At 65.7% G+C, this 11,723-nt stretch carries 12 protein-coding genes; 10 read left to right on the top strand and 2 right to left on the bottom strand.

Annotation, left to right across the window (positions count from 1 at the left end; genetic code table 11):
• Positions 1-20: 20 nt before the first annotated feature.
• Positions 21-775, bottom strand: a protein-coding gene (locus AC1DJT_RS27125; RefSeq protein WP_476770139.1) for an IS5 family transposase whose coding sequence is annotated in 2 segments (ribosomal slippage) — positions 21-442 and positions 442-775 — 756 coding nt in all. Because the reading frame shifts where the segments join, the coding sequence is not laid out codon by codon here.
• Between the two features lie 125 nt (positions 776-900).
• Here AC1DJT_RS27125 and AC1DJT_RS27120 point away from each other — a divergent pair.
• Complete coding sequence (locus AC1DJT_RS27120) at positions 901-1,161, top strand: hypothetical protein (protein WP_441507666.1); 261 nt, start codon at positions 901-903, stop codon at positions 1,159-1,161.
• A 46-nt stretch (positions 1,162-1,207) separates the two neighbouring features.
• Here AC1DJT_RS27120 and AC1DJT_RS27115 read toward each other — a convergent pair whose 3' ends face one another.
• Entirely contained in the window at positions 1,208-1,759 is a 552-nt protein-coding gene (locus AC1DJT_RS27115) for a flavin reductase family protein (RefSeq protein ID WP_441507673.1), read from the bottom strand.
• A gap of 261 nt (positions 1,760-2,020) precedes the next feature.
• Between AC1DJT_RS27115 and kdpF the strand changes: the two genes are divergently transcribed.
• From kdpF to AC1DJT_RS27070, 9 genes are all read left to right on the top strand, one after another.
• Positions 2,021-2,107, top strand: a complete 87-nt coding sequence (gene kdpF / locus AC1DJT_RS27110) for a K(+)-transporting ATPase subunit F (protein WP_069880828.1) — start codon at positions 2,021-2,023, stop codon at positions 2,105-2,107.
• A gap of 26 nt (positions 2,108-2,133) precedes the next feature.
• Complete coding sequence (gene kdpA, locus AC1DJT_RS27105) at positions 2,134-3,843, top strand: potassium-transporting ATPase subunit KdpA (protein WP_441507665.1); 1,710 nt, start codon at positions 2,134-2,136, stop codon at positions 3,841-3,843.
• Between the two features lie 20 nt (positions 3,844-3,863).
• Positions 3,864-5,900, top strand: a complete 2,037-nt coding sequence (gene kdpB / locus AC1DJT_RS27100; protein WP_441507664.1) for a potassium-transporting ATPase subunit KdpB — start codon at positions 3,864-3,866, stop codon at positions 5,898-5,900.
• 24 nt (positions 5,901-5,924) lie between these two features.
• Positions 5,925-6,518: a potassium-transporting ATPase subunit KdpC gene (gene kdpC, locus AC1DJT_RS27095; protein WP_476835256.1), complete on the top strand. Its 594-nt coding sequence runs from the start codon at positions 5,925-5,927 to the stop codon at positions 6,516-6,518.
• Positions 6,490-9,243, top strand: a complete 2,754-nt coding sequence (locus tag AC1DJT_RS27090; RefSeq protein ID WP_476835257.1) for a DUF4118 domain-containing protein — start codon at positions 6,490-6,492, stop codon at positions 9,241-9,243. Before kdpC ends, AC1DJT_RS27090 begins: the two co-directional genes overlap by 29 nt.
• A complete protein-coding gene (locus AC1DJT_RS27085) occupies positions 9,240-9,935 on the top strand; it encodes a response regulator (protein WP_441491689.1) in 696 nt (231 codons plus the stop codon). The genes AC1DJT_RS27090 and AC1DJT_RS27085 overlap by 4 nt, the downstream gene beginning before the upstream one ends.
• 178 nt (positions 9,936-10,113) lie before the next feature.
• Positions 10,114-10,428, top strand: coding sequence for a 2Fe-2S iron-sulfur cluster-binding protein (locus AC1DJT_RS27080; RefSeq protein WP_441491690.1), 315 nt, complete (start codon positions 10,114-10,116; stop codon positions 10,426-10,428).
• Positions 10,428-10,784 carry a DUF2849 domain-containing protein gene (locus AC1DJT_RS27075; RefSeq protein WP_441491691.1) on the top strand — a complete coding sequence of 119 codons (357 nt, stop codon included), beginning with the start codon at positions 10,428-10,430 and terminating at the stop codon, positions 10,782-10,784. The genes AC1DJT_RS27080 and AC1DJT_RS27075 overlap by 1 nt, the downstream gene beginning before the upstream one ends.
• Positions 10,785-10,787: 3 nt before the next feature.
• A partial coding sequence (locus tag AC1DJT_RS27070; protein ID WP_476835255.1) for a nitrite/sulfite reductase occupies positions 10,788-11,723 on the top strand: 936 nt, incomplete at its 3' end.

The raw sequence follows: 11,723 nt of genomic DNA, 5'->3' as shown, positions 1-11,723 counted from the left end.
CTAGGCTCAGGACTCGTTGATCAGAGCCAGAAGATGACGGCCGCGGCGATACAGATTGCCGAGAAGAAAGTGTGGGCGCAGCGGTCGTATCGTGTGGCGATGCGTCGCCAGTCTTTGAGCTTAGCGAAGAGGTTCTCGACCTTGTGGCGCTGGCGATAGAGCGCTTTGTCGTAGGGATACGGGATTTTCCGGCTTCGGCTCGATGGAATGCAGGGTGCGATGCCTTTGGCGACCAGGGCCTGGCGGAACGCGGCGCTATCATAGCCGCGGTCGGCAATAAGGGTTTTGGCTGACGGTAGGGCAGCGAGCACGAGGCTTGCGCCCTTGTGGTCGCTCATCTGGCCTTCCGAGAGCAGCATGATGATCGGGCGGCCGGTCTCGTCGCAGACGGTGTGGAGCTTGGAGTTCAGCCCGCCCTTGGTGCGCCCGATACACCGGGGAAGAGCCCCTTTTTGAGCAGGCTCGCCGCCGTGCGATGCGCCTTCAGATGCGTCGCGTCGATCATGATCCGCTCCGGCCTGGGCCCTTCGCCGGCAAGCCCGGCGAAGATCCGGTCGAAGACGCCGAGCCGGCTCCAGCGGATGAAGCGATTGTAGAGTGTCTTGTGGGGACCGTAGCCCTTGGGCGCGTCCTTCCACTGCAGGCCGTTGCGGATGACGTAGACGATCCCGCTCACCACACGCCGATCATCAACCCGTGGCACGCCATGCGACAGCGGAAAATGCGGCGATATCCGCGTCATCTGCCGCTCGCTCAGCAGAAACAAATCATCCATCACGGCATCCTCCAGGACACCGTGAATCACATCTCAAGCAAAATTAATAGGTCCTGAGCCTAGCCATATCTTGGCCATCAATGCGGCAAAAGTTATCAAGCCGTTGCCTGGATAGGAGCCGCATCATGAAGAGAGCCTCGTTACTCGCCATGGTGTTGATCTCCGGCGGCCTCGCTGCCTGTCAAACCATCACTGCGGCAGAACAGCGTAGCGCCGACGAAGTGCGTTGCCGATCCTATGGCTTCCGGCCAGGCACTGACGCATTTGCCAAATGCCTGCTCGACGTCGATTTGGCACGCTCGGCTGCACGCCTCTATCGCTTCGAACAAGCAGGAGGGCCCGGGTGGGGCTATTACCCCTATGGGGGACGCCCCTTGTTCTGGTGAGTGCAGCTTCGAGCCCCCTGCACACGCGGCGCGGCGTGCGTTGGGCCTAGCCCTGGATCTGCTTCCACAGCACCATGCGCTCGCGCAGGTCGATGATCTTGCCATCGACCGCAAAGGTACCGTCGCCGCGATGATGCAGGGTCCGGCGTTCCTTCCGTTCCGGGTCAACCCAGATCCGCACGGCTTCCAGAATGAACAGATTGTAGCGCTCGATCAGGCTCCGATCGGCAACGCGGCACTCGATATTGGCGAGGCATTGGCCGATCAACGGCGCCGTGACGTCCTTCGCCGGCTTGGCAGTGAGCCGGAAGCGCTTGAACTTGTCGATCTCACCGCCCGAGCAATTGCCGATATCGACCACCTTTCGGGCGAGGTCGACTGTCGGGATCGCTATCACGCACTCGCCGCTCGCCCGCAACGCCTTGTAGCTGTGATCCCACGGGCCGATGATGCAGCCGATCAACGGCGGCGCATGCTGCATCACCATGTGGAAACCCATGGTCATGACGTTCGGCCGCCCCTCGTCCGATGTCGTGACGAGAACGATCGGTCCGGCCTCAAGCAGGCGATAGGCCTTTGATGCCGGCATCTCCTGAATGGTCATGACCATCGCTCCGCTGGCCTCTGCAAGGCCCAACGCCAGTGACCAGCGAAAGATCGTTGCTGCAGGCGACCTTTATGGAACCCTTATGCCTCCCCCCTGCCTTTCCCCTCGACCCCTTACTGCCCCAGGCACCACATCTCCGGTCTAACCTGACTGGAGATTGGCCATGGCCGACATCGTCTTCATCGCGCTCGGGCTCGGAGCCTTCGGGCTCTTCGCGGCCTATGCTGCGCAGTTGCGCAAGGTCTGACGACCATGGCGCTCACCTGGCTTTACGGGGCCGCGGCGCTTGGGCTCGCGGTCTACATGGTCGCTGCGCTGCTGCGCCCCGACCGCTTCTGACACAGCTTTCATAAAGGAGACCTCGCATGGACTGGCGGGGCTGGGCCGAGATCGTTTTCACGATCGCGCTGACTGTGGCCGTGGGTTGGCCACTTGGAATCTTCATGGCTCGCGTCTGGGCGGGCGAACGAACCTGGCTCGATCCGGTGCTGAAACCGGTCGAAGCCGTGGCCTATGCAGCCTTCGGCGTCGACCGCAACCGGCAGCAAGGGTGGTTCGGCTATGCCGGCGCGCTGATTGCCTTCAGCGCCGCCGGGTTTGCGCTGCTCTACGGGATGCTGCGCCTGCAGGGCGTGCTGCCGCTCAATCCGCAAGGCTTTGACGGGCTGTCGCCGCACCTCGCCTTCAACACCGCCGTCAGCTTCGTCACCAACACGAACTGGCAGTCCTATGGCGGCGAGACAACGATGAGCAATCTCAGCCAGATGGCTGGGCTCACCGTGCAGAATTTCGTCTCGGCCGGCGCTGGCCTCGCGGTCGCCGCTGCATTGTCGCGCGCCTTCGCTGCGGATCGGGGCGAGGGCCTCGGCAATTTCTGGGTCGATCTGACCCGTTCGGTCCTCTACGTCCTGCTTCCGCTGTCCATCGTCACAGCCCTTGCGCTGGTCGCGGCCGGTGTGCCGCAGACGCTGCTCGCCAATGTCGAGGCTTCGACCGTCGAAGGCGCGAAGCAGGTGATCTCGCTGTTCCCGACCGCGAGCCAGGAAGCCATCAAGCAATGGGGCACCAATGGCGGCGGCATCTTCAACGTCAACTCGGCGCACCCGCTCGAGAATCCGACGCCGTTGACCAACCTGATCGAGGTGGTTTCACTGAACGCGCTCGCCTTCGGCACGGTCATCGCCTTTGGCCGTGTCGCCGGTGCACGCCGCGAGGCGCGCGCGCTGATCGCGGTCATGGCGATCCTCGTCGGCGTCGCGGCCTCGGCCATCTACGCGTCCGAGACGCTGACGCCGCAGCCGGCAATGATCGCCGCTGGCATCCCCGATGCCTCGGCCAACATGGAAGGCAAGGAAGTCCGCTTCGGCGCCGCCACGTCGGCCATGTGGGCCGCCCAGACCACGGGTGCCTCGAACGGCTCGGTCAATTCCATGCATGGCAGCTACATGCCGCTCGGAGGCGGCGTTGCGATGTTCCTGATGCAGCTCGGCGAGATTCTGCCCGGCGGCGTCGGTTCCGGCCTTTACGGCATGGTGGTGATGGCGCTGCTCGCGGTCTTCGTCGCCGGCCTGATGGTCGGGCGTACACCGGAATATCTCGGCAAGAAGGTGGAGGCACGTGAGATCAAGTTCGCGATGCTGGCGGTGCTCATCCTGCCTCTCTCGATCCTCGGCTTCTCCGCGATCGCTGCGGTGCTGCCGGTCGCGCTCGAGGGACTGCTCAACAAGGGGCCGCGCGGTCTGACCGAAATCCTCTACGCATACTCCTCGGCGACGGGAAACAACGGCTCGGCCTATGCCGGCCTGACCGCCAATGCGCCCTGGTGGAACACCACGCTCGGCATCGCGATGCTGCTCGGCCGCTTCGCCTATGCCATTCCGGTGCTCGCCATCGCGGGCGCTATCGCGGCCAAGCCGAAACTCCAGCCCACCGCCGGCACTCTGCCTTCTGACAGCCCKCTCTTCGTCGGCCTGCTGATCGGCATCATCCTGATCCTGGGTGGCCTGCAATTCTTCCCGGCGCTCGCGCTCGGACCAATCGTCGAGCACTTCCAGGTGCTTGCGGCGGCTCGTTGAGCCGACAAAGGAAAGCTTCCATGAGTATGTCCTTCGTCAAATCCTCCAGCTTCGACCAGGGCGTCGTGCTGACGGCGCTGAAGAGCGCCTTCGTCAAGCTCGACCCGCGCAAGCTCACCGGAAATCCCGTGATCCTGGCCACGGAGGTCGTCGCGGCGCTCGCGACGGTTTCCGCCGCGGTCGCCCTTTCCGCCGGCGCACCTGCCGGGTTTCCGATCCAGATCGCGGCCTGGCTCTGGCTCACCGTGCTCTTCGCCAATTTTGCCGAGAGCATTGCCGAAGGGCGCGGCAAGGCGGCGGCAGATTCGCTCCGTGCCGCCCGCGTCACCACCAAGGCTAAGCTGATCATCGACCCTGAGCGGAATGCGATGATCCCGACCGCGGCCCACAAGCTCGTTCCGGGCGATCTCGTGCTGGTCGAGGCCGGCGACGTGATCCCGGCCGATGGCGAGATCGTCGAGGGTGTCGCCTCGGTCAACGAGGCCGCGATCACCGGCGAATCCGCTCCGGTGATCCGGGAGAGCGGTGGCGACCGCTCGGCCGTCACCGGCGGCACCACGGTGGTCTCCGACTGGATCAAGATGAAGGTCACGTCGCAGCCGGGCTCCTCCTTCCTCGATCGCATGATCGCGATGGTGGAAGGCGCCGACAGGCGCAAGACCCCGAACGAGCTTGCGCTTGCCGTGCTGCTCGCCGGCCTGACGCTGGTCTTCCTGGTAGCCGTCGTCACCCTGACCGGCCTTGGTGCCTTCTCCGGCATCTCGCTCGATCCCATGGTGCTCGGTGCGCTCTTCGTCACGCTGATCCCGACCACGATCGGCGGATTGCTCAGCGCGGTCGGCATCGCAGGCATGGACCGGCTGCTCAAGGTCAACGTGCTCGCGACCTCCGGGCGCGCAGTCGAAGCCGCGGGCGACATCGACACGCTGCTGCTCGACAAGACCGGCACGATCACCTTCGGCAACCGCATGGCCGTCGAGGTCATCCCGGCGCCGGGCGTTCGCCCGGACAATGCGCTGCGCGCCGCGCTCATGGCCTCTCTCGCCGACGAGACCCCCGAGGGTCGCTCGATCGTCGAATTGGCGCGGGAGCAAGGCATTACTGCCAGCATCCCGGACCATGCGACCGCGATCGCCTTCAGCGCGACGACGCGTCAGTCGGGCCTCGACGATAACGGCCAGTCCTGGCGCAAGGGCGCGGTCGATGCCGTGCTGACCATGCTCGATCTGCGCGACGGCCAGGTCCCGGCCGAGATGCGCCACGCGGTCGACCGCATCGCCCGCTCGGGCGGCACGCCGCTCGCGGTCAGCGAGAACGGTGCGCTGGTCGGCGTCATCCACCTCAAGGATGTGGTGAAGCCCGGCGTCAAGGATCGCTTCGCCGATCTTCGCCGCATGGGTGTGCGCACCGTGATGATCACCGGCGACAATCCCGTCACCGCTGCGGCCATCGCTTCCGAAGCCGGCGTCGACGATTTTCTCGCCGAGGCGACCCCGGAGGACAAGCTGCGCATGATCCGCACCGAGCAGGCCAAGGGCCGTCTCGTCGCGATGTGCGGCGACGGCGCCAATGATGCCCCGGCGCTCGCGCAGGCCGATGTCGGCGTGGCCATGCAGACCGGGGCGCAGGCCGCCCGCGAGGCGGGCAACATGGTCGATCTCGACAGCGATCCGACCAAGGTCCTGGAGATCGTCGAGGTCGGCAAGCAGCTCCTGATCACGCGCGGAGCACTGACCACTTTCTCGATCGCCAACGACGTCGCCAAATATTTCGCGATCATCCCGGCCCTGTTCGTGGCCGCGCTGCCGGCCTTGGGCGCCCTCAACGTCATGGGGCTCACGAGCCCGCATAGCGCCATCCTCTCGGCCGTGATCTTCAACGCGCTGGTCATCATCGCGCTGATCCCGCTGGCCCTGCGCGGCGTGCGCTATCGCGCCATCGGCGCCGCCAAGCTGCTCTCGCGCAACCTCACCCTCTATGGCATCGGCGGGCTGATCGCGCCCTTCGTCGGCATCAAGCTGATCGACATGATCGTCACAGCCCTGAAGCTCGCCTGACGCCGCGGACAAGGAGCACCAACCATGTTGTCCCATCTTCGTCCTGCCATCGCCTCGATGGTGTTCTTCACCCTCGTCCTCGGCCTTGCCTACCCGCTCGGCGTGACCGGTATCGCCGGCGCGGCCTTCCCGTCCCAGGCCGGCGGTTCTCTGATCCGCAATACCCAAGGCGAGATCGTCGGTTCGCAGTGGATCGKCCAGAACTTCAAGGGCGACGCCTATCTGCGTCCCCGCCCCTCCGCCGCCGGCAAGGACGGCTATGATGCAGCGGGCTCATCGGGCTCGAATCTGGGCCCCATGAACGAGGACCTCGCTGCACGGATCAAGGCGGATGCCGAGGCGCTGCGGGAGGCCGACGGGAAAGGGTCCTTGCCGGCCGATGCGGTTACCGCTTCCGCTTCGGGTCTGGATCCCCATATCTCGCCGGAGAACGCGGACCGCCAGGTCGCTCGCATCGCCAAAACCCGCGGCATCGCCCCGGACCAGGTTGCGGCGATCATCGCAGCGAACACGCAGGGGCCGACCTTCGGCTTTCTCGGTCGTTCGCGTGTAAACGTGCTGACCGCGAATCTCGCCCTCGACGCGCGTTATCCGAAGCCGCAAGCTAAGGCGCCATGAGCCCAGCGTTATKACTGCAGACGAGACCAGATTCCGGGAGCAGGGACGCCCCGATCCCGATGCCCTTCTGGCGCAGGCCGGCCGCAAACGCGGCCGGCTCAAGATTTTTCTGGGCATGGCTCCAGGCGTCGGCAAGACCTACGRGATGCTGTCCCAGGGCCGCCGCGCCCAGGCCGAGCATGGCGAGGTCCTTGTCGGCGTGGTCGAGACCCATGGGAGGCGGGAGACCGAGGCCCTGCTCGACGGTCTCGAGGTCATGGCGCGCCGACCGATCGAGCATCGCGGCCGGACCTTGCTGGAGTTCGACCTCGATGCGGCGCTGGCCGTCAAGCCGCGCCTCCTGCTCGTCGACGAATATGCCCATTCCAACGCTCCCGGCAGCCGCCACCCGAAACGCTGGCAGGATGTCGAGGAACTGCTCGAATCCGGTATCGACATCTGGACKACGCTGAACGTCCAGCATCTGGAGAGCCTCGTCGACGTGGTCTGGAAGATCACCGGCGTGCGCCAGCGTGAAACGGTGCCGGACAGCGTCCTCAGCCGGGCGGACGAGATCGAGCTGATCGATATCACCCCGACCGAACTGCGCCAGCGCATGGCAGAGGGCAAAGTCTATCTGCCCGAGACGGCGCGGCTCGCCGCCGACAATTTCTTCAAGCCCGAGAACCTGACGGCGCTGCGCGAACTGGCCTTGCGCCGCGCTGCCCAGACCGTCGACGACCAGCTCAGCCAGGCGATGAAGCGTGCCGGCGTCGAAGGCCCCTGGGCGGCCGGCGAGCGCATCCTGGTCCTGATCGGGCCGGACGCCATGGCGAGTTCGCTGGTGCGCGCGGGACGGCGCCTCTCCGACATGATGATGGACGCGCCCTGGACGGTGGCGCATGTCGAGCGGCCGAACCGCGTCGAGCCGGATTCTGCTCGCGGCCGCAGCCTGTCGKAAGCGCTCAAGCTCGCCGAACAGCTCGGCGCAGCCAATGTCGTGCTGACAGGCGACGATCTCGTCGCCACCGTGCTGGACTATGCCAGGCGCAACAACGTCACCCAGATCGTCGTCGGCAAGTCGCACCKCCGGGGCTGGCGCGCCTGGTTCCACCGGTCGCTGGCGCCAGCCCTGCTCGAGGCACAGAACGGCGCGGCGCTGCACATCATCACCGAGAGCGCGTCCGGGCCTGCCGTCCCGTCGTCCCCAGTTCCGAAGCGCGCGCTGCAATGGGGCGGCCACCTCGCCTCCGCTGCGCTGGTCGGTGGCACGATCCTTATCGGGGAGATGATCCAGAACCGTGTCGAGAATGCCAATCTCGCCATGCTGTTCATGGTCAGCGTGCTGATATCGGGACTCGCATTCGGTCTCTGGCCAGCCGTCACGGCCGCAGCCTTCGCCGCGGTTGCCTATAATTTCTTCTTCCTCGAGCCGCTGCTGAGCTTCTGGATCGGCCATCCAGCGGATGTCCTGACATTCCTCGTCTTCTTCGCGGTGGCGATGACGACGGGTGGCCTGACGGGGCGGGTCCGGGATCAGGCCAGGGCGACGGCGCGACGAGCCTCGGCGATCACCGCATTGCTCGCCGCGAGCCGGCGGCTGTCGGGAGCCGCGCGCAAGGAGGATGCAGCCACGATCCTGGCCGAGCAGCTTTCGGCCGCGACGTCCGGCAAAATCGTCGTCTTCCTACCGCATGGCGAGGAAATCGCCGCGGCGGCCGGAGCGCCTGCGCTCGAGGCGCTCAGCACAGCAGACATGACCGCGGCGCGCTGGACCTGGACGCGCGGCGAGCCTGCCGGCGCCGGCACCGGCACCTTGCCCAATGCTGCCTGGACATTCCGCGCGCTGCAGGGCGTGCGCTCGCGCTCGGGCGTCGTCGGATTCGAACCGCAAGCGCTGCTCGATGCCGAGAACGAACGCTTCGCGCTGGCGCTGCTCGATCAGGGGGCGATCGCGCTGGAGCGGGCCGAACTGGCCGCCGCGGCCGTCGATGCCGAGGCGCTCCGCCGCAGTGATCGGCTGCGCTCGGCGCTGCTCAACTCCGTCAGCCATGATCTGCGCACGCCGCTGGCGACGGTGCTCGGATCGGCGACGACGCTGATCGACTTCGGCAAGACGGTCGAGCCCGCGGTGCGCGACGACCTGCTGCTCTCGATCCGCGAGGAGGCCGAAAGGCTCAATCGTTATGTCGGCGATCTGCTCGACATGTCGCGGCTGGAAGGCGGAGCGCTGGTGACGCGCCGCGACTGGACCGATGTGCGCGACGTGATTGCCGCAGCGATCGAGCGCGTCTCGCGCCGCCTCGATCACCGCCGCGTCCAGCGCGATTTTCCCGCTGCGCTTTCGGCCGTACGGGCCGACCCTGGCCTGCTCGAGCAGGCTCTGGTCAACATCCTGGAAAATGCCATCACCTATAGCGAGGACGGTTCGTTGATCGAGACGGCGGCCTATGAAGACAGGGGCAATGTCGTGATCTCGATCGAGGATGAAGGTCGCGGTATCCCCACTGCCGAGCTGGAACGCGTCTTCGAGAAGTTCCGCAGGCTCGAGGAATCGACCGACCGTGGCGGGGAACGCGGCAAGGGCGCCGGCCTCGGCCTCGCCATCTCAAAGGGCTTCGTCGAGGCGATGGGCGGGCGGATCGCAGCCGCGAGCCCGATCCAGGACCGTCCGGACGGAACACCCGGCGGCACCCGCATCCTGATCAGCTTGCGCAAGGACAGCGCGCCCGGAGTCACGACATGACAGCCTTTCGCCCTCGTATCCTCGTCATCGACGATGAACCTCAGATCCATCGCTTCCTGGCTCCGGCGCTCGATGCCGCCGGTTACGAGCCGGTTCGCGCCGATGACGCCGCAGCCGGCCTGCGCGAGCTTGCACGAAAGCCGCCGGATGCGGTCGTGCTCGATCTCGGTCTGCCCGACATGGACGGCAAGGAGGCGCTGGCCAAGGCGCGGGCCTTTTATGACGGCCCGGTGATCATCCTCTCGGCGCGGGATCGCGAGACCGAGAAGATCGATGCGCTCGATGCCGGTGCCGATGACTATGTCGAAAAGCCGTTCGGGGTCGGCGAATTGCTGGCACGGCTGCGCGTGGCGCTGCGTCACCGCATCGAGCGTCAGGGTGCGGACGCGGTGATCCGCTCGGGCGCCGTCGAGATCGATCTCGTCAATCGACGCGTCAGCCGCGACGGTACGCATGTGAAGCTGTCACCAAAGGAATATGACCTGCTCGCCTCGCTCGCCGGCGGCAATGGCCGGGTACTGACCCATCGCCAGATCCTCACTGCCGTCTGGGGGCCGGCACATGAGCACGATGTGCAGTATCTCCGCGTCTTCGTCGGTCAGCTCCGCCAGAAGCTCGAGCAGGACCCGACGAGCCCGAAGCTGATCGAGACCGAACCCGGCGTCGGTTACCGGCTCGGCGGACTGGTCTAGCGTCATCTTGGCGGTGAGAGGATTATTTCGCCCCCGCCCCTTCTGCAGCTGCGGCAAAGACAAATATCCTCCTTTTCAACGGGAATAAGAAAAAACACGCTACCAGGCGTGAATTGAACCCACCGCTGCGCTGCCGTATTTGAGATGTTCGGAATAGCGAACAAGGTGAGCGCTGAAGGTGGCCATTCTCAACGTCATCGACCGGCAGGGTCAGCCGCATGAACTCGAGGCCGTCGAAGGCTGGCGGGTCATGGAAATCCTGCGCGACTATCGCGTCGGGATCGAAGGCGTCTGCGGCGGTTCCTGCGATTGCGCCACCTGCCATGTCATTGTCTCGCCGGAATGGGCCGAGCGCCTGCCCGAGCCGCGCGAGGACGAGATCGACGCACTCGATACGCTGCCGCTGATTGAACGGACCTCCCGGCTCTCGTGCCAGATCATCTGGTCCGATGATCTCGACGGCCTGACGCTGACCCTGGCGGAGGCTGCGTGATGGCCGCTGCCCCCAAGCGCCCGCCTCTTCCGGCAATCCTTCTCGCCAATGATCTGCTTGATGGCGATGTCGTTTTCGCTTCGGTTGCTGCCGCCGGTGCGCTCGCCTGGACGCGCGATCCCGCGCTTGCGCTGGTCGCAGCCGACGATGCGGCAGCGGCGCGGCTGGAGGCCTATGCCGTCAGCGAATTCGCAGCCCAGCATGTCGTCGATGCCTACCTCGTCGATGTCGCGATCGAGGCCGGCGGGCCGGTGCCACGGCATTATCGCGAACGCATGAAGACGCTCGGACCGAGCAACCGTCCCGATCTCGGCAAGCAGGCCGGGGACGGTATCGCAGCCGAGCGGAGGGCCTGAGACATGTATCGCTACGATGAATTCGATGCGCGCTTCGTCCGCGAGCGGGTCGCCCAGTTCCGGGATCAGGTCGGCCGCCGGCTCAATGGTTCGCTGACCGAGGACGAGTTCAAGCCGCTGCGGCTGAAGAACGGTGTCTACCTGCAGCTCCACGCCTATATGCTGCGCATTGCGGTGCCTTACGGCACGCTGTCTTCGCGCCAATTGCGCCAGCTCGCCCTGATCGGCGAACGCTATGACCGCGGCTATGGCCATTTCACCACGCGTCAGAACCTGCAGTTCAACTGGCCGAAACTGCGTGACATCCCGGAGATCCTGGATCTCCTTGCCGAGGTCGAGATGCATTGCATCCAGACCTCGGGCAACTGCATCCGCAATGTCACGGCCGATCATTTCGCCGGCGTCGCGCAGGACGAGATCGAGGACCCGCGCCCGACCGCCGAACTGATCCGGCAATGGTCGAGCCTGCATCCCGAGTTCAGCTACCTGCCGCGCAAGTTCAAGATCGCGGTGACAGGGGCCGAGCATGACCGGGCCGTGATCAAGGCGCATGACATCGGCCTGCGCCTGCGGCGGCACCCGGACATCAATGCCATCTCCTATGAGGTCAGTGTCGGCGGCGGTCTCGGCCGCACGCCGATGATCGGCAAGGTGGTGCGCGACTATCTGCCCAAGGCCGACCTCCTCGCCTATCTCGAGGCGATCATGCGGGTCTATAATCTCGAAGGCCGCCGCGACAACAAGTACAAGGCTCGGGTCAAGATCCTGGTCCACGAGATTGGCGCCGAGGAATTCACGCGGCGCGTCGAGGAGGAGTTCGCACGGCTCGACGGTCCCTCCGTCAATGCCGACCCGGCGGAAGTCGCACGCATCGCCGCCTATTTCGCTCCGCCAACCTCCAAGGCCCTGCCCGCCGTCAGCCGCGTGCTGGAAGCGACC

Source organism: Allobosea sp. 05T422_2, from assembly GCF_056396265.1.
This window is presented reverse-complemented; position numbering and strand designations above follow the sequence as displayed.